Source organism: Shinella kummerowiae (assembly GCF_009827055.1).
GTDB lineage: Bacteria > Pseudomonadota > Alphaproteobacteria > Rhizobiales > Rhizobiaceae > Shinella > Shinella kummerowiae.
In genome coordinates this window covers 518,857-535,966 of record NZ_WUMK01000001.1, presented here as the reverse complement: position 1 = coordinate 535,966, position 17,110 = coordinate 518,857, and the positions used below count along the sequence as shown (strand labels likewise).

Here is a 17,110-nt window from a genome sequence, read left to right as displayed (position 1 = left end):
GGTCTGGTTGGCTCTTCTTGGGGGACGTGGCGACATGTCTCTGCGTTCCTGACGCATGGTGTCGTCGCGGTCCAAGCCGGAGTCGGATGTGAGTGATGTACCGAAGGAAATTCGGGATGAAGTCGATCCTCATGGCGCTCGTCCTCGTCTCCGCCGGCGCGGCCAGCGTCGCAGGCGTGTCCTTCGGCGTGCCTGAAGATCTGGTGAAGGGCCTGCCGCGTCTCGGGCCGGATACGCACGGCGCTGTCCCTGGTGGGGACGATGCGCAGCCCCTGTCGGCAAAGCGGCCGCGCGTCGAGCTTGCCCAGGCCGGTGCCGGGCAGGCGCAGACGACACCGGCGGTCGAGGTCACGCAGAACAAGCCCGTCGTCGACGAAAGCGCGCTGCGCTACTTCGCGGCGCGGGGCGACACGGCCCGGCTCAACGCCGAGATCGCCCGGTTGCGCACGCTCTATCCGACCTGGACGCCGCCGGAAAACCCGCTTGCCGTGCCGGTGAACGAGGACAAGCAGCTTGAGGCCATGTGGGCGCTCTACAGCCAATCGCGTTATGCGGATGTGCGTGCCGCCATCACCAAGCGCCAGCAGGAAGACCCGCAATGGACGCCGCCGGCCGACCTTGTCGACCGCCTTGCCGTGGCGGAAAAGCGCGCTGAGCTTGTGGCGGCCTCGAATGCCGGCCGCAGCGAGGACGTCGTGCGGCTCGGCGCGGAAACCCCGAGCCTGCTGACCTGTTCGGATGCGGATGTGCTCTGGCGCGTGGCCGAGGCTTTCGTGAAGACCGAGCGTGTCCAGCGCGCCAAGGATGCCTATGGTTATATGCTCGCCAACTGCACAGATGGGCCGATCCGGCTTGCAAGCGTGCAGAAGGCATCGACCTTGCTCAATTATGCCGACATGCAGGAGCTGCTTGCCCTTGAACGGGCCGGCGCTGACGGCGTCAAGGAGTTCGATCCCATCCGCGCCGACCTTGCCCGCCGCTTCGTCGGCGACGGAGACGAGGACGCCACGCTCACCGTGGCGCCGGCCTATCTGAAAATCGTCGAAAAGCTGGTGGCGGACGAGGGGCTTGCGTCCGACGCGCTGCTGCTCGGCTGGTATCATTTGCGCCGTGACCAGAATGCACTGGCGGAGCCGTTCTTCCGCAAGGCGCGTGCCGTCGAGGATTCCGCCTCGGCCTCGCAGGGCCTGGCGCTGATCCTGCTCGCCCGCAAGATGCCGGCCGAGGCCGAGGACGTGATGTATGCTTGGCGCACCAGCTCCGACCAGGCGATGCAGACCTATCTTGCCGCCACCACCAACCTTCTCGCGCTCGATCCGCCAAAGAAGATCGAAGGCAATGTGCTGAACCGCATCGCGCAGGTTACGCTCGAGAAAAAGCACCCGGAGACCGGCGAGCAGTTCGGCTGGTATGCGCTCGCCATGGATCAGCCGAAGACGGCCGAGGAATGGTTCGCGCTCGTGCTGAAATGGAAGGCGGATTACGAACCTGCTGCCTATGGCCTCGGTGTCGCACGGCTGCGGCTTGAGGACGAGGCCGGTCTCGCTGCGGTCAAGCAGGCGTGGGCCGGACGTTCGGAGCGCATCGCCCGGCTGGGTGAACGCGATACGACCGATGACGCGGCGCCCGCCCTGCGCGAGCGTGAGCAGCGCCTTGTCCGCACGCAACGCCGCCTTCCCGTTCGCGAAGTGGTCGAGGAAGTTTCGGCACGGCCACAGCGCGCGGCACGCACGACACGGCGGGCCGGCGGTTCGATGGACTGCCGCAGCACGCGCGACCCGCGCGGTCTGCCGCCGGCAGGTGCCTTGTCGCTCGGCTGGTGCCTGATGGAGATCAATCGGCCGCTGGAGGCGGCGCAGGCTTTCGAAGCGGCGCTGTCGGGCGGGGGGCGCACACGCAGCGATGCCGCCTACGGCCAGAGTCTTGCTTACCTGCGCGCCGGGCTGACCAGCGATGCGGCGGTCGCCGCCACCAAGGCCAAGCTTGATCGCAGCCGTGGCGCCGAATTGCAGCTCGCCATCCTGTCCGATCGTGCGGTCAGCAGCTTCCGCGCCGGCCGTTTTCGCGAAGCGCTGGTGTACCTTGACCAGCGGGCACAGCTGCGTGCCGAGCCGACCGACCTCATGGTGATGCGTGGTTATGCCTACAAGAACCTCGGCATGCGTGTCGATGCGCTTCGCCTGTTCGAGGCGCTTGGCGAGACCGGCCAGCGGGATGCGGTTCGCGCACTTGCCGAAATGCGCAACGAGCGGGACGGCCGCAAGTAACCGCTGTTTGGCCGCAATCCCTTCGGAGGATGCCGCATGCCGCTGAAACCTGCCGTCGCTCTCTTACTCCTGCTCGCGTCACCACTTGCCGCGGCGGAGGGGCGGTACATCGTCTGCGACAATGGGCTTCGGTGCTTCAAGGCGCCATGCCCGTCCTCGACCGTGCGCAATCTGGCGACCGGGCAGGCGTTCAAAGGCATCTATCCTGACACAAGCCGGCTTTCAGAGGCGGACCAGCAGCGCATCCGGGAGACGGACGCGCTCTATTTCGGTCGTCTGGTGCTGACCGGCCGCTTCGAACGTGGCGGACAAAGCGCCCCGTCGCTCACCGTGACCGGGATCGAGCGTGCGGCAACGACGGCCGAGCGCCGGCACTGCCCGGCGGGTTAATCCCGGTCGGGTGCGCCCAGCGGAAAGTACTTTCGATAGGGCCGTGCTTCGTCTACCGCGCGGGCAAAGGACGGCCGTGCCAGCAGGCGCCTGCGATAGGCATGCACATGCGTGAAGGCCGGGTCGATGGCGTGCGTCCAATCCGCGTAGAAGAGGAAGGGGGCGGCGGCGCAATCGGCCAGCGTAAAGGCATCGCCGCAGGCCCAGAGGCGGCTTTCCATGTGATGGTCGAGCCAGGCATAGGCGCGTGCCAGCATCTCGCGCGCCTCGGTGTCGCCATAGGGGTCGCGGTCCGTCTCCGGCCGGATCGAATTGAAGACGATCCGCTGCTGCGGCGTCGAAACATAGTTGTCGAAGAAGCGGTCGAGCATGCGCACCTCGATTGCCGCTTTCGGATCGTCCGGGATGAGTTTGACCGGGCCGGGATAATAGAGCCCGAGATATTCAATGAGGACGGTTGCCTCCATGAGCGTGCGGTCACCGTCGACGAGGATCGGAAAACGCTTGATCGGCCAGCGTGTCTCGAAGTCCGCGAGCGTATCGGGATCATTGTGGTCGAGCATGCGGTACTCGAATTCGGTGCCGTTTTCATAAAGCGCCGTCAGCACTTTCTGGCAGTAGCTCGAAAATGGGTGCGCATAAAGAACGGGCTTCATGATGTTCTCCTCCATCTGGTTGGTCCATTATCGTGAAACTGATTGCAATTTGCAATTGGTTATTCCCGCGGAGGCAGCGCCGTGCGCGCGCCGATTTCGTACCTCTCCCGGAACGAATATACTCCCGTGGGCGCGTTTCCTCCCAATATCCGTTCCATGCGGCGGGTGTTTGCGATGCGCGTTTTGCCGGTTTCGCGTCGAAAGAGAACCTGTTTTGCAAACTTCCCGGGTATTGTTGACTAACTCTACTAATTCAATAGAGTATTAGACGGGATAAGCATCCAGGAGGTTGGAGATGTCGATTTTGGTAAAACGGGTAGGGGCTTTGCTTCTTGGGGTCGGGCTTGCGCTCGGCAGCGTCACGACGGCGTTCGCGGAAACGACGCTGCTCAACGTGTCGTATGACCCGACGCGCGAACTCTACAAGGACTATAACGAAGCCTTTGCGAAACATTGGAAGGCCGAGACGGGCGAAGACGTCACGGTGCAGCAGTCGCACGGTGGCTCGGGCAAGCAGGCCCGCGCGGTCATCGACGGCCTTGAGGCCGATGTCGTGACGCTGGCGCTCGAAAGCGACATCAACGCCATCGTTGAAAAGAGCGGCAAGATCGCCAAGGACTGGCGCGGCAAGCTGCCGAACAATTCCTCGCCCTATACCTCGACCATCGTGTTCCTGGTGCGCAAGGGCAACCCCAAGGGCATCCACAACTGGGGCGACCTGGTGAAGGGTGACGTGCAGATCGTCACGCCGAACCCGAAGACCTCGGGTGGCGCGCGCTGGAACTACCTTGCTGCCTGGGCCTGGGCGAACGAGGAATTCGGCGGCGACCAGGACAAGATCAAGGCGTACATCGCCGAGCTCTACAAACGCGCGCCGGTTCTCGACACGGGCGCACGCGGCTCTCTGACCACCTTCGCGCAGCGCCAGATCGGTGACGTCCTGCTCGCCTGGGAAAACGAAGCCTATCTGGCCGGCGCCGAGTTTGGTGCGGATTCCTTCGACATCATCGCTCCGCCGATCTCGATCCTGGCCGAACCGCCGGTCGCTGTCGTCGACGGCAATGTCGATGCCAAGGGCAGCCGCAAGCAGGCGGAAGCCTACCTTGCCTACCTCTATTCCGAGGAAGGCCAGAACATCGCGGCAAAACATTTTTACCGTCCGTCGAAGCGCGAATTGGTGAAGCCCGAGTTGCTGCAACAGCTGCCCGACATTAAGCTGGTGACGATCGACGATCCGATCTTCGGCGGCTGGGTGAAGGCACAGCCCGAGCATTTCGGTGACGGCGGCGTCTTCGACCAGATCTACAAGCCGGGGAACTGAGAGCTTTGACGACATCTGCTGCTGCTTCGGTGCGGTGGCGACTGAGACAGCCGAGTGTCATTCCGGGTTTCGGACTGACGCTCGGCTTTTCGCTCGCTTATCTGACCCTCATCATCCTCATCCCGCTCGCCGGCCTCGTCTGGCGGTCCGCCTCCCTGTCCGGGGAGGAGTTTTTCGCAATCCTGGCCGACGAGCGCACGATAAAGGCGCTCGAGGTCTCCTTCGGCACGGCCTTCATCGCCGCGCTGGTCAATGTCGTGTTCGGCGTCATCGTGGCCTGGGTCATCGTGCGCTATGAGTTCCCCGGCCGGCGCATCATCGATGCGGTGGTGGACCTGCCCTTCGCGCTGCCGACGGCGGTGGCGGGCATCGCGCTTGCCGCGCTCTACGCACCGAACGGTTGGGTCGGCCAGGTGCTGAACGTCTTCGGCATCAAGGCGGCCTTCAACCCGACCGGCATCGTCATCGCGCTGGTCTTCATCGGCCTGCCCTTCGTGGTGCGCACGGTCCAGCCCATCATGGAAGAGATCGACAGCGAGGTCGAGGAGGCGGCGGCAACGCTTGGCGCCAACCGTTTCCAGACGATACGCCGCGTGCTGCTTCCGGGCCTCGCGCCGGCGATCCTGACGGGCTTTGCGCTCGCCTTCGCCCGTGGTGTCGGCGAATACGGCTCGGTCATCTTCATCGCCGGCAACATTCCCTACGTCTCCGAGATCGCGCCGCTCCTCATCGTTATCCGGCTTGAGGAGTTCAACTACGGCGCTGCAACGGCGATTGCGACGATCATGCTGGCGCTGTCCTTCGTCATGCTGCTCGTCATCAATCTCATCCAGGCCTGGAGCCGCAGGAGGTATGGTTATGGCGCATAGTCCCCGCCGCCTGCGCTCGCCGACGACGGAAGCACCGCTCGCCCGGTATGCGCTGATGACGACGGCCTTCCTGTTTCTGGCGCTCTTCCTGCTGCTGCCGCTCGCCGCCGTCTTCATCGAGGCTTTCCGCAAGGGGAGCGGCGAGTTTTTCGCCGCCTTCGGCGATCCCGATACGCTCGCCGCCATTCGCCTGACGCTGCTGGTGGCGGTCATCGCCGTGCCGCTCAACCTCGTCTTCGGCGTGGCGGCGGCCTGGGCCATCGCCAAGTTCGAATTCAAGGGCAAGGCGTTCCTGACGACGCTGATCGACCTGCCATTCTCGGTTTCGCCGGTCATTTCGGGTCTGGTCTATGTGCTGCTGTTCGGCGCGGGCAGCGTTCTGGGGCCCTGGCTGAAAAGCTACGGCATCGAGATCCTGTTTGCGGTGCCGGGCATCGTGCTCGCCACCATCTTCGTCACCTTTCCCTTCGTCGCGCGCGAGCTGATCCCGCTGATGCAGGAACAGGGCACCGGCGACGAGGAGGCGGCGCTGTCGCTCGGGGCTTCCGGCTGGCAGACCTTCTGGTACGTGACGCTGCCCAACATCAAATGGGGGCTGCTCTACGGCGTCTTGCTCTGCAATGCGCGCGCCATGGGCGAATTCGGGGCGGTCTCGGTGGTCTCCGGCCACATCCGGGGCCTCACCAACACGATGCCGCTGCATGTGGAGATCCTCTACAACGAGTACAATTTCGTCGCCGCTTTCGCAGTGGCGTCGCTGCTCGCCGCGCTGGCCCTCGTGACGCTCGTCGTCAAGACGGCGCTTGAACTTCACTACGGCGCGGAAATCGCTGCCGGTCGTAAGCATTGATTTGAAAGGCAACGCCCGCAATGGACGTCAGTGTTAAAAACATCCGCAAGGAATTCGACCGCTACCCGGCGCTGAACGATGTCTCGCTCGACATTCGTTCGGGTGAGCTGATCGCGCTGCTCGGCCCCTCCGGCTCCGGCAAGACGACGCTGCTCCGCCTCATCGCCGGTCTCGAAACGCCGACACGTGGCAGCATCTTCTTCGGTGCCGAGGATGCCTCGCACAGGACCGTGCAGGAACGCCATGTCGGCTTCGTGTTCCAGCACTACGCGCTCTTCCGCCACATGACGGTCGCCGACAACATCGCCTTCGGCCTGACGGTGCGTCCGCGCGGGCAGCGGCCGCCGAAAACCGAAATCCGCCGCCGCGTTGCGGATCTTCTGGAGATGGTACAGCTTTCGGGCCTCGAGAAGCGCTACCCGAACCAGCTTTCCGGCGGCCAGCGCCAGCGCGTGGCACTTGCACGCGCCATGGCGATCGAGCCGAAGGTACTGCTGCTCGACGAACCCTTTGGCGCGCTCGACGCCAAGGTGCGGAAGGAACTGCGCCGCTGGCTGCGCGAATTCCACGACCGCACCGGTCATACAACGGTGTTCGTCACGCATGACCAGGAAGAAGCCCTCGAACTTGCCGACCGCGTCGTCGTCATGAGCCAGGGCGCGATCGAGCAGGTGGGTTCCTCCGACGACGTCTACGATCGCCCGAACTCGCCCTTCGTCTTCTCCTTCATCGGTGACAGCGCCCATGTGCCGGTCAGCGTGGCGGACAATACGGTCCGTTTTCAGGGCGAACCCATCGGCGTCGCGCCGCGCGCCAACGACATGGCATCGGGAACCGGCACGCTCTTCTTCCGCCCGCAGGATGTGGCGCTCGTCGGTGATCCGGCAGCACCCGCCCTTGAGGGCCGCGTCGCGACCTCCCGGCGCCTTGCCGGAACGCGCATTGCCGACCTCGACATCGGCAAGCCCGGCGAGCCGCATCATGTCGAGATCGAAGTGCCGCTCGACGCCCTGGCGGCGACCGGGACGACGATTCGTTTCCGGCCGACCCGCTGGAAGCTGTTTGCCGAGTAATCCGCAAAGGACCAGGAACCCGAAGCGCGCTCCTCGCGCTTCGGGTTCCTGGTCTTTCGCACTCATTGTCGCAAGGCCACAACACGCTTTAGCGCATCCAATGCAAAACACCCGCCGTGCGCCGCTGCCATGCGGACTGGCGGGGTGTGACGGGCGACTGTATTGCCGCGAAACAGTCCCGCTTTCTGATCTTCCTTGATGCTCATGCCGATGAGGGCAGGTTTGTCCTGTCGCCGGCTGTTCTCCGGCGTGTTGACGGTTTTCACGCGGGCGTCACCTCCTTGCCACAAAATGACCGATAGACGGCGCGCGGCTTGCTCCGTTTCTGGACATGCTTGTTTTCCAGCATTGCGGCATGGGGGCGGGTGTGCCCGATGCCCCAATTTTTTCCATGGGCATGTGAGAAATGTGTGGCTTTTTGCATTCTTCTGTGGTTTTCTGTGGTTATAATCAAGAAGGAATGGGGAATATGGGTCGCAAACCGGAAGACTATGCGCAGCTGCTGGCCAGTGCGCTTTGCAAGCTTCATGCAGCGGAATGCCGTGGCGCATCGCCGTTCATGTCGGATGACAGTGTTCGCATCATCAGCCAGACCATTGCCGTGGCGATGGACGATGCGCGGAAAGTTCATATCGAAGAAGAACTTGCGGCGATGCGAGAACGCCGCGAGCGTATTCATCTACACTCCTGAATCCTCCTCCAGTCTTGCCGCCGCGGGTGCCTTGTGCTCGTGGCGGCACCTTTTTATGGTAGATGCCCGAAGCGCTACCTGGGAGGAAGCTGGTGCCGACTGAAGCCGTGCGCGCTCTGCGCGATACGTCCGCCGATCCGGAGTTCGGACCATGGCTGGCGCAAGCCTCGATCCTCGTCGTCGATGACGAACCGGGCATGCGCAACTTTCTCATGCGCACGCTCGGGCCGCGCTGCAAACGCCTGGAACTGGCGGCCGATACGGACGAGGCCTCGCGCAAACTCGATCAGTATCACTTCGACGTGGTGATCCTCGACAACATCATGCCGCGCAAGAACGGCGTGGAATGGCTTGCCGAACAGCGTGCCATCGGTTTCTTCGCCGATGCCATCCTGATGACCGCCTATGCCGATCTCGAAACCGCCATCCAGGCGCTCCGGGCGGGGGCGGTCGATTTTGTCCTCAAACCGTTCCGTTCCAACCAGTTGCTCAACGCCGTGGCGCGCTGCCTTGATCGCATCCGCCTGCAGCGCGAAAACTACGTGCTGCGCTACGAGCTGAAGGCGACCTCCGACCACATCCTGCTGCGTGACCGGCTGATCGGTGAATCCGCCGCCATCGCCCGTGTGCGCGACACGATTGCCCGGGTGGCGCCGCTGCCGACATCCGTTCTGCTGACCGGCCAATCGGGCACCGGCAAGGAAGTGGCGGCCCGCTCGCTGCACACCCTGTCCGACCGTTCGGCGAAACCTTTCGTGCCGGTCAATTGCGGGGCGATCCCGCCGGATATGATCGAGAGCGAATTGTTCGGCCACTTGAAAGGCGCTTTCACCGGTGCCGAGCGGGCACGCGAGGGCCTGTTCCTGCATGCGCAGGGTGGCACGCTGTTTCTCGACGAAATCAGCGAAATGCCGCCGGCGACACAAAGCAAGCTGCTGCGTGTTCTGGAAGACCGCAAGGTGCGGCCGGTCGGCTCGGAACGCGAGGTACCGGTCGATCTGCGCTTCATCTTCGCCACCAATGCGGAGCTCGAGAAGGAGGTGCAGGCGGGACGGTTCCGCGCCGACCTGTTCTTCCGCATCAATGTCATGCAGATCCATCTCCCGCCTTTGAAAGAGCGGGATGGCGACGCCGTGGAGCTTGCGACGCTGTTCATGAAGAAGCTGTCGGCGCAGCTTGCCATGCCCGCCGTGCCGATCGATGCCGCGGCGCGGCAGGCGCTTTCCGCCTATGACTGGCCCGGCAATGTACGGGAGTTGCGCAATCTCATCGAGCGCACGCTGATCCTCGGCCGCTTCCCGGAGGGTTTTGGGCCGGGCGGCTCCATTCCCGTGAGCGCGGAGACCGGGTCGCTGGCGGATGTCGAGCGACGCCACATCCTCGCGGTGCTCGCCGCCTGCAACGGCCAGCGTGACGAGGCGGCGCGCCAGCTCGGCATTTCCCGCAAGACGATCGACCGCAAGCTGGCGGCCTGGGATGGCTGACGGCAAGCCAGTCGGCACCATCCGGCCGGCGCGCTCGGTGCGCTACCGGCTGCTTGCCATCGCACTCCTGCCCATGCTGGTGATCCTGCCGCTGCTGCTCGGCGTCACGGTCTATCGCTGGAACGAAAAATTCGATGCGACGCTGATTTCCAAGGTCAACGGCGACCTGACGATCGCGCACCAGTACCTCGCCCATATCCTCGACAATACCGGCGAGCACATCACGGCACTCGGCGCCTCGGCGCGCTTTCGCGATGTCGCGGGTGATGGCACGGCGCTGAAGACGCTGCTTGAAGAATCCCGGGCGCGGCTCGAGCTGGATTTCCTCTATGTGATGGCGCCGGATGGTCGGCTTGTCGCCTCCGTCACGGAAGAGACCGCCGGCACGCTTCGCACCGATTGGCCGGTCATCCGCGATGCGCTCGCCGGCAAGCCGGCGACGGGCATCGACATTTTCGACAATGCCGACCTCGAAACGCTGTCTCCAGGCCTTGCCGCCCGCGCAAAATTGCCGCTTGTGCAGACGCCGAACGCGGTGCCGACCGAGCGCACGGAGGAGGGGCGCGGGATGGTGGTGCAGAGCGCCAGCGCCGTCACGCTCGGCGATGGCGGCAAGGCCGTGCTGGTCGGCGGCATCCTGCTCAACCAGAACCTCGTCTTCATCGACACGATCAACGACCTCGTCTATCGCGAGGCGAGCCTGCCGGAAGGCAGTCAGGGCACGGCGACGCTGTTCCTCGACGATGTGCGCATCAGCACCAATGTCCGCCTGTTCGAGGGGCGTCGTGCGCTCGGCACGCGCGTCTCCGCCGCCGTGCGCTCTGCCGTGCTCGGCGAGGGGCGCACGTGGCTCGACAGCGCCTTCGTCGTCAATGATTGGTACATTTCCGCCTATGAGCCGATCAGCGACAGCCACGGCAAGCGGGTCGGCATGCTCTATGTCGGCTTTCTGGAGGCGCCGTTCACGGCGGCAAAGTACCAGACGGTGCTCACCATCGTCGCTGCCTTCTTCGCGATCACCGCCGCCAGCGTGCCGATCTTCCTGCGCTGGGCGCGCGGCATCTTCGAGCCGCTGGAGCGGGTCGACGCCACCATCGCACGGGTCGAGAGCGGCGATCTTGGCGCGCGCACCGGACCCGTCGACAGCCAGGACGAGATCGGCCGCGTCGCCGTGCACCTCGATGACCTCTTGAACCAGCTCGAACAGAACGACCTTGAGCTGCGCCGCTGGAACGAGGAACTGAACGCGCGCGTCGACGAACGCACCCGCGAACTCCAGCTTGCCAACCGCCAGCTCGAAGCCACCACCAAGCAGCTCATCCTGTCGGAAAAGCTCGCGGCCATCGGCGAGATCACGGCCGGCGTGGCGCACGAAATCAACAATCCGATCGCCGTCATGCAGGGTAATCTGGAGGTGGTGCGCGCCGTGGTGGGCGAGAAGGCGGAGTTGGCGAAAGTCGAGTTCCAGCTTCTCGACGAGCAGATCCAGCGCATCAGCCAGATCGTCACCAAGCTCCTGCAGTTCGCCAAGCCGGAGGAATTCGCCGGCTTCGTCGATCGCCACGCACCGGGCATGGCGGTTGCGGATTGCATGCCGCTCGTGCAGCATCTGCTGACAAGGGCGGCGATCGAGGTGCGGCTGGACAACACGGCCGGGCGGCTGGTGCTGATGAACCGCACCGAGCTTCAGCAGGTGGTCGTCAACCTCATCGTTAATGCCATCCATGCCATGCCGGATGGCGGCCGGCTGAGCATCGAGACGCGGGACAGCGACCGCAACGAGCGCGCCGGGGTCGAGATCGTCGTCAGCGATACGGGCATCGGCATGGATCCCGAGAGGACGGCAAAGGTCTTCGATCCGTTCTTCACGACGAAGCGGCAGGAGGGCACCGGTCTCGGCCTCTCCATCAGCCAGACGCTGGTGACGCGGCAGGGCGGCGCCATCTCGGTGGCAAGCCGCCCGGGCGAGGGCGCAACCTTCACCGTCTGGCTGCCCGAGGCAGCGTAGGGGCGGGTAGTAGGGACGGACGGGCCAACGCGCGATCTATGGGCGTTTCCTCGTCGGCAAGGTGGTAGACGTGGGCGGACAAATTGTCCGCGGCATCCGGACAAACTGTCCATTTTGATTCCGCTCTTCCCTTCAATTCTTTGATTTCAAAAGAACTCCTCTCTGGCACGGGCCTTGCAGTGTCCCGGGCGGGAGGTTCGGCGACCTGGCGTCTGCATGGAGGGTGCAGGCGTATGGCTCCGAAGGGGTGGTTTTCGCCCGGCTCCCCATCACGAAAATCTTCGCACCGAGGGGTGCGTCGCGGAGGAGACCCAATGACTGCATCGACCGAGACCTATGCCGGACCCTATTCCGGTGGCATCCTCGACCGGGAGCGCATCATCGCCAAACCCGGCTTCAACCGCTGGCTTGTTCCGCCGGCAGCGCTCGCCATCCATCTCTGTATCGGCATGGCCTACGGTTTCAGCGTGTTCTGGCTGCCGCTATCCAAGGCCATCCCCGCGGCCGACCCGGCCTGCGCCGACCTGAACCTTCTGTCCGCGCTCTTCACCACGAGCTGCAACTGGCGCGTCGCCGATCTCGGCTGGATCTACACGCTGTTCTTCGTGCTGCTCGGCTGTTCCGCCGCCATCTGGGGCGGCTGGCTGGAACGCGTCGGCCCGCGCAAGGCCGGCTTCGTGTCGGCGTGCTGCTGGTGCGGCGGCATCGTCGTCGCGGCGATCGGCGTCATGACCCATCAGTTGTGGTTGATGTGGCTCGGCGCCGGCGTCATCGGTGGCGTCGGTCTCGGCCTCGGCTACATTTCCCCGGTCTCCACGCTGATCAAGTGGTTCCCGGATCGGCGCGGCATGGCGACCGGCATGGCGATCATGGGTTTCGGCGGTGGTGCGATGATCGGTGCGCCGCTCGCCAACCTGCTGATGAACGCCTTCAAGACGGATGTGAGCCCCGGCGTGTGGCAGACCTTCCTCGTCATGGCGGCGATCTACTTCTGCTTCATGATGGGCGGCGCATTCGGCTACCGCATTCCGCCGGCCGGCTGGCGCCCGGAAGGCTGGACGCCGCCGGCCTCCAAGTCGACCATGATCACCACCAAGCACGTGCACCTGCGCGATGCGCACAAGACCCAGCAGTTCTGGCTGATCTGGCTGGTGCTGTGCCTGAACGTGTCGGCCGGTATCGGCGTGATCGGCATGGCCTCGCCGATGTTGCAGGAAATCTTTGGCGGTCGTCTCATCGGTCAGCCGGAGTTGACCTTCAGCCAGCTCGGTACCGACCAGAAAGCTGCGATCGCGGCGATTGCCGCCGGCTTCACCGGCCTCCTGTCGCTGTTCAACATCGGCGGGCGCTTCTTCTGGGCGTCGCTCTCCGACAAGATCGGCCGCAAGAACACCTACTACACGTTCTTCGTGCTCGGCATTGCACTCTATGCCATTGCGCCGACCTTGGCCGATATGGGCAACAAGGCGCTCTTCGTGCTCGCCTTCGGCATCATCCTGTCGATGTATGGCGGCGGCTTCGCCACCATCCCGGCCTACCTCGCCGATATTTTCGGTACGCAGTTCGTCGGCGCCATCCACGGTCGCCTGCTGACGGCCTGGGCGACGGCGGGTATCGTCGGCCCGGTCGTGGTGAACTACATCCGCGAGGCACAGATCGCCGCCGGCGTCGAGCCGGGCCCGGCGCTCTATACCGGCACGATGTACATCCTGGCCGGCATGCTGGCGCTCGGCCTCGTTGCCAATGCGCTGGTGCGGCCGCTTGCCGACAAATGGTTCATGTCGGATGCGGAAGTCGCCTCGTTGCAGGCCAAGACCGCGGCTGCGAATGCCGGTCCGACCGGTTCCTTCGGCATCGGCACGGGCGGGCTGGATGCCAAGGCGGCGATGGCCTGGGCCGTTGTCGGTATCCCGCTGCTGTGGGGTATCTGGGTCACGCTGAAGAACACGGCCGCCCTGTTCTAGGCCTCCCGCGGGATGCGTAAAGCGAAAGCCTTGCGCGATCCTCCCAAGCGCGTCCATGCCGGCTGTCGTCGGCATGGACGTTCCTTTTTGCGGATGCGAATTGCGTCGGCTTTTTGGTGGCACCGCAACGTGAGAAAGGCTAACGTCCGGCACCGGAAGGGCCCGCGCCTGACGCGTCGCCCAGAAGGCGACGGAGCATCAGGATGACGCCAAGCGACCACCACCACATCGTCATCATCGGGGCGGGTTTCGGGGGGCTCGAGGCGGCGCGGAATCTCGCCAAAGGCGATGTCCGCATCACGGTCATCGACCGGCGCAACCACCATCTGTTCCAGCCGCTGCTCTACCAGGTCGCGACGGCGTCGCTCGCCACCTCGGAAATCGCCTGGCCGATCCGCTCGCTGCTGAGCCGCTTCGAGAATGTCACCACGCTGCTCGGCACCGTCACCGGCGTGAACACGCAGGCAAAAACCGTCTTACTGGATGACGCGCGCGCAATCGCCTACGACACGCTGATCATCGCCACCGGCGCGCGCCACGCCTATTTCGGCAATGACGCCTGGGAGCCCTACGCGCCCGGCCTCAAGACGCTGGAGGATGCGACGACCATCCGCCGCCGCATTCTTGCTGCCTTCGAACAGGCCGAATGGGAGCCCGATGCGGCCGAGCGTCGCCGCCTGTTGACCTTTGCCATCATCGGCGCCGGCCCGACCGGCGTCGAGCTCGCCGGCACCATTGCCGAACTCGCGCACGAGACGCTGCGCCGCGATTTCCGCAACATCGACACGCGGGAGGCGCGTGTCGTGCTGGTCGAGGCCGGCCCGCGCATCCTGGCGGGGTTCACCGAGGATCTCTCGGCCTATGCGGAAGGTGCGCTGACCCGGCTTGGCGTCGAGGTTCGCACCGGCAAGGCCGTGTCGCAATGCGGTGAGGCGGGTATCGAACTCGGCGAGGAGTTGCTGCCGGCCGCGACGATCCTCTGGGCGGCCGGCGTGGCGGCTTCACCTGCGGCCGAATGGCTGGGCGCACCGGCGGACAGGGCAGGGCGCGTTCTGGTCGCGCCGGATCTGACTGCCCCCGGCCATCCGGATGTCTTTGTCATCGGCGACACCGCCCATGTGCCGACGGCTGATGGCAAGATCGTGCCGGGAGTTGCGCCTGCGGCAAAGCAGGAGGGGCGCTACGTGGCGGATACGATCACCGCCCGCCTTGCCGGCAAACCAGCGCCAAAAGCCTTCGCTTATCGCAGCGACGGCAATCTCGCGACCATCGGCAAGCGCGCTGCCATCGTCGATCTCGGCTGGATCAAGCTGAAGGGGCGGCTTGCCTGGTGGACCTGGGGCATCGCCCATGTCTATTTCCTGATCGGCCTGCGCAACCGCCTCGCCGTTGCCATGAGCTGGTTGTGGATCTACCTGACCGGCCAGCGAAGTGCCCGGCTGATCACCCAGGCCGACGTGGCGAAACGCAGGCCAGAGGGTTGACGGGACGCTTGCCTCGCAACGGGTTTTCGTCGAAACCATTGCGCATCGGAAACAGGAGGATGACCCGGAATGACCGAATGGGGCAGGACCGGCAAGGACAGGATTGCGCTCGTGACGGGCGGCGGCACGGGCATTGGCCTGGCCATCGCGCGCGGTTTGAGCGCGGAGGGTTATGCGGTCGTCATCACCGGCCGCCGGGCGGCGGTGCTGGAAGAGGCGGCGGCAGGGATTTCCGGCGAGACCGGTAATCCGGTCAAGGCGATCACCTGCGATGTCGGTGATCCGGCACAGGTGGCAGCCGCCTTCGCGCAGGTGAAACGCGATTTCGGCCGGCTCGACGTGTTGGTCAACAATGCCGGTTCGAACGTTTCGCCAGCGCTTCTGGAAGACATTCCTTTCGAAGAGTGGACAAATGTTCTCGGCGCGAACCTGACCGGCGCCTTCCTCTGCACGCAGCAGGCGTTCAGGATCATGAAGGACCAGAGCCCGCGCGGCGGCCGCATCATCAACAACGGCTCGATCTCCGCCAGCGCGCCGCGACCGAACTCCGCGCCCTATACGGCGACGAAACACGCCATCACCGGCCTCACCAAGTCGACAGCGCTCGACGGGCGCAAATATGACATCGCCTGCGGCCAGATCGACATCGGCAATGCCGCGACGGACATGACCTCGAAGATGAATGCCGGCGTGCTTCAGGCCAATGGCGAGATCGCCCGCGAACCGACCATGCCGGTCAAGCACGTCGCCGATGCCGTGATCTACATGGCGAGCCTGCCGCTCGATGCCAATGTCCTGACGATGACCGTGATGGCAACGATGATGCCGTTCGTGGGGCGGGGGTAGGGTTACCGCCTCGGCTCGCCGCCTTCGGCATAGACCGTCTTCTGCTGGAACTTGAAGACATGGCCGCAGCGGCAGCGGATCATGTGTTTTTCGGGATATTTCGACGGCCGCTCGGTGAGGAAGCCGCGCGGCAGGGAATCGACGGTGAAATCCGGGTTCTTCCGCGTCGGCATGTCGTCTTCGGACACTTCGGCATAACCGGAATTGCCGCACATGGCGCATTCGAGCTTGCGCGAGTAGCGGTCACGGGCGGCCATGGGCGATTCCTTCGTCAGATGCGATTTGCCGTTAATAGGCATCGGTCCGTTCGGTTTCAATGGCCAAGCGTGGCAAGCAGGGTTTGAAGGACGGTGATAATGCGCCGGTGCTGGTGGGCATGGCGGGTGCGCACGTTGACGGCGGCGTAGACGGCTTGCGCGATCGGCTCCGCACCGGCGACCCGGCTTGCAGCCCCCGACCGCAGCAGGCGCTTCGCATCCGCAGCCATCACGAAGGCCGAGCCACCGAGTTTCTGCATCAGCGCGAGAATGGCGGTCGTTTCGCCGCTGGCGATCGGCGCGGTGGAGAGGTCCGGGTGCGCCTGCCTGTGCAGGCGGTCGAAGGCCGGAGAATAGACAGCCTGGATATAGTCTTCTGGCCTCACATCCTCGATGCGCGTCACCTTGTTGCTCACCATCTCGTAATGCACGTCGCCGATACGCTCGTAGTGCAGGTCCGGCAGGTAGTGCGGCGTGAAGAGGATGGCGAGGTCGAGGTCGCCGGCGCCGAGATCGCGGTTCATCTGGTTGGAATAATCGACCTCCAGATAGATCGAGGTGGCCGGCAGTTCCTTGCGCACCGCCGCCAGCCAGTCGCCGGCAAAGTGAGCGGCGAGGTCGTGCTGCAGGCCGATGCGCATGGAGCGCTCGTAGGCGCCGGCCGTCTCCACCGCGCGGGTGGCCTCATGCCATTGATGTTGCAGGGCTTTGGCATGATCGAGGAAGCGCAGGCCGGCGGCGGTCGGCTGCGTGCCACCCTTGTTGCGCGCGAAGAGTTTTCGCGCGAACGCCGCCTCCAGCGCATTGATGCGGTGGGTGACGGTCGATTGCGTGATGTTCAGCCGCTCCGCCGTGCGGTTGAAGTTCTTCGTTTCCATCAGGTCGAGGAATGTCTCAATCAGGATGATTTGCATGAATGCGCCGTATTTCGTGAGTGTTTGGCGCCAGTG

General features: G+C 64.5%; 16 protein-coding genes. 11 read left to right on the top strand and 5 right to left on the bottom strand.

All coding sequences use genetic code 11. The annotated features are described in order from the left end of the window. Positions 1-116: 116 nt before the first annotated feature. Together GR138_RS02470 and GR138_RS02465 are read left to right on the top strand one after the other, a co-directional pair. Positions 117-2,267, top strand: a complete 2,151-nt coding sequence (locus GR138_RS02470) for a tetratricopeptide repeat protein (RefSeq protein ID WP_160857020.1) — start codon at positions 117-119, stop codon at positions 2,265-2,267. Positions 2,268-2,303: 36 nt separating this feature from the next. Beyond that, positions 2,304-2,657: a hypothetical protein gene (locus GR138_RS02465; RefSeq protein WP_160857019.1), complete on the top strand. Its 354-nt coding sequence runs from the start codon at positions 2,304-2,306 to the stop codon at positions 2,655-2,657. Here GR138_RS02465 and GR138_RS02460 read toward each other — a convergent pair. After that, positions 2,654-3,313 (bottom strand): glutathione S-transferase family protein, encoded by a 660-nt coding sequence (locus GR138_RS02460; RefSeq protein ID WP_160857018.1) that lies wholly within the window; start codon positions 3,311-3,313, stop codon positions 2,654-2,656. The two genes, GR138_RS02465 and GR138_RS02460, sit on opposite strands and share 4 nt — an antisense overlap. Before the next feature lie 295 nt (positions 3,314-3,608). On the opposite strand from GR138_RS02460, the gene GR138_RS02455 reads away from it, so the two are divergent. Genes GR138_RS02455 through GR138_RS02440 form a run of 4 tightly spaced genes read left to right on the top strand, consistent with a single transcriptional unit; the run spans position 3,609 to position 7,426 of the window. Further along, entirely contained in the window at positions 3,609-4,634 is a 1,026-nt protein-coding gene (locus GR138_RS02455) for a sulfate ABC transporter substrate-binding protein (RefSeq protein ID WP_160857017.1), read from the top strand. 5 nt (positions 4,635-4,639) lie between these two features. After that, on the top strand, positions 4,640-5,503 hold the full coding sequence (cysT, locus tag GR138_RS02450) for a sulfate ABC transporter permease subunit CysT (RefSeq protein WP_202402470.1): 864 nt from the start codon (positions 4,640-4,642) through the stop codon (positions 5,501-5,503). After that, positions 5,487-6,353 carry a sulfate ABC transporter permease subunit CysW gene (gene cysW / locus GR138_RS02445; protein ID WP_160857016.1) on the top strand — a complete coding sequence of 289 codons (867 nt, stop codon included), beginning with the start codon at positions 5,487-5,489 and terminating at the stop codon, positions 6,351-6,353. The genes cysT and cysW overlap by 17 nt, the downstream gene beginning before the upstream one ends. A gap of 20 nt (positions 6,354-6,373) precedes the next feature. Then, complete coding sequence (locus GR138_RS02440) at positions 6,374-7,426, top strand: sulfate/molybdate ABC transporter ATP-binding protein (RefSeq protein ID WP_160857015.1); 1,053 nt, start codon at positions 6,374-6,376, stop codon at positions 7,424-7,426. 62 nt (positions 7,427-7,488) lie between these two features. Here the strand turns inward: GR138_RS02440 and GR138_RS02435 are convergent, their stop codons facing one another. Further along, positions 7,489-7,692, bottom strand: a complete 204-nt coding sequence (locus tag GR138_RS02435; protein WP_160857014.1) for a hypothetical protein — start codon at positions 7,690-7,692, stop codon at positions 7,489-7,491. Next, positions 7,689-8,105: a hypothetical protein gene (locus tag GR138_RS02430; RefSeq protein WP_160857013.1), complete on the bottom strand. Its 417-nt coding sequence runs from the start codon at positions 8,103-8,105 to the stop codon at positions 7,689-7,691. Before GR138_RS02430 ends, GR138_RS02435 begins: the two co-directional genes overlap by 4 nt. A gap of 104 nt (positions 8,106-8,209) precedes the next feature. On the opposite strand from GR138_RS02430, the gene GR138_RS02425 reads away from it, so the two are divergent. From GR138_RS02425 to GR138_RS02405, 5 genes are all read left to right on the top strand, one after another. Further along, complete coding sequence (locus tag GR138_RS02425) at positions 8,210-9,601, top strand: sigma-54-dependent transcriptional regulator (RefSeq protein WP_420853603.1); 1,392 nt, start codon at positions 8,210-8,212, stop codon at positions 9,599-9,601. Next, positions 9,594-11,609: a sensor histidine kinase gene (locus GR138_RS02420; protein WP_160857011.1), complete on the top strand. Its 2,016-nt coding sequence runs from the start codon at positions 9,594-9,596 to the stop codon at positions 11,607-11,609. Before GR138_RS02425 ends, GR138_RS02420 begins: the two co-directional genes overlap by 8 nt. 314 nt (positions 11,610-11,923) lie before the next feature. Then, positions 11,924-13,573 (top strand): OFA family MFS transporter, encoded by a 1,650-nt coding sequence (locus GR138_RS02415; RefSeq protein ID WP_160857010.1) that lies wholly within the window; start codon positions 11,924-11,926, stop codon positions 13,571-13,573. A gap of 203 nt (positions 13,574-13,776) precedes the next feature. Continuing rightward, positions 13,777-15,057, top strand: a complete 1,281-nt coding sequence (locus GR138_RS02410; protein WP_160857009.1) for an NAD(P)/FAD-dependent oxidoreductase — start codon at positions 13,777-13,779, stop codon at positions 15,055-15,057. A 69-nt stretch (positions 15,058-15,126) separates the two neighbouring features. After that, positions 15,127-15,903, top strand: coding sequence for an SDR family oxidoreductase (locus GR138_RS02405; RefSeq protein ID WP_160857008.1), 777 nt, complete (start codon positions 15,127-15,129; stop codon positions 15,901-15,903). A gap of 2 nt (positions 15,904-15,905) precedes the next feature. Here the strand turns inward: GR138_RS02405 and GR138_RS02400 are convergent, their stop codons facing one another. Continuing rightward, positions 15,906-16,160, bottom strand: coding sequence for a hypothetical protein (locus tag GR138_RS02400; RefSeq protein ID WP_160857007.1), 255 nt, complete (start codon positions 16,158-16,160; stop codon positions 15,906-15,908). A gap of 56 nt (positions 16,161-16,216) precedes the next feature. Beyond that, on the bottom strand, positions 16,217-17,074 hold the full coding sequence (locus GR138_RS02395; protein WP_160857006.1) for a LysR family transcriptional regulator: 858 nt from the start codon (positions 17,072-17,074) through the stop codon (positions 16,217-16,219). Positions 17,075-17,110: the final 36 nt, after the last annotated feature.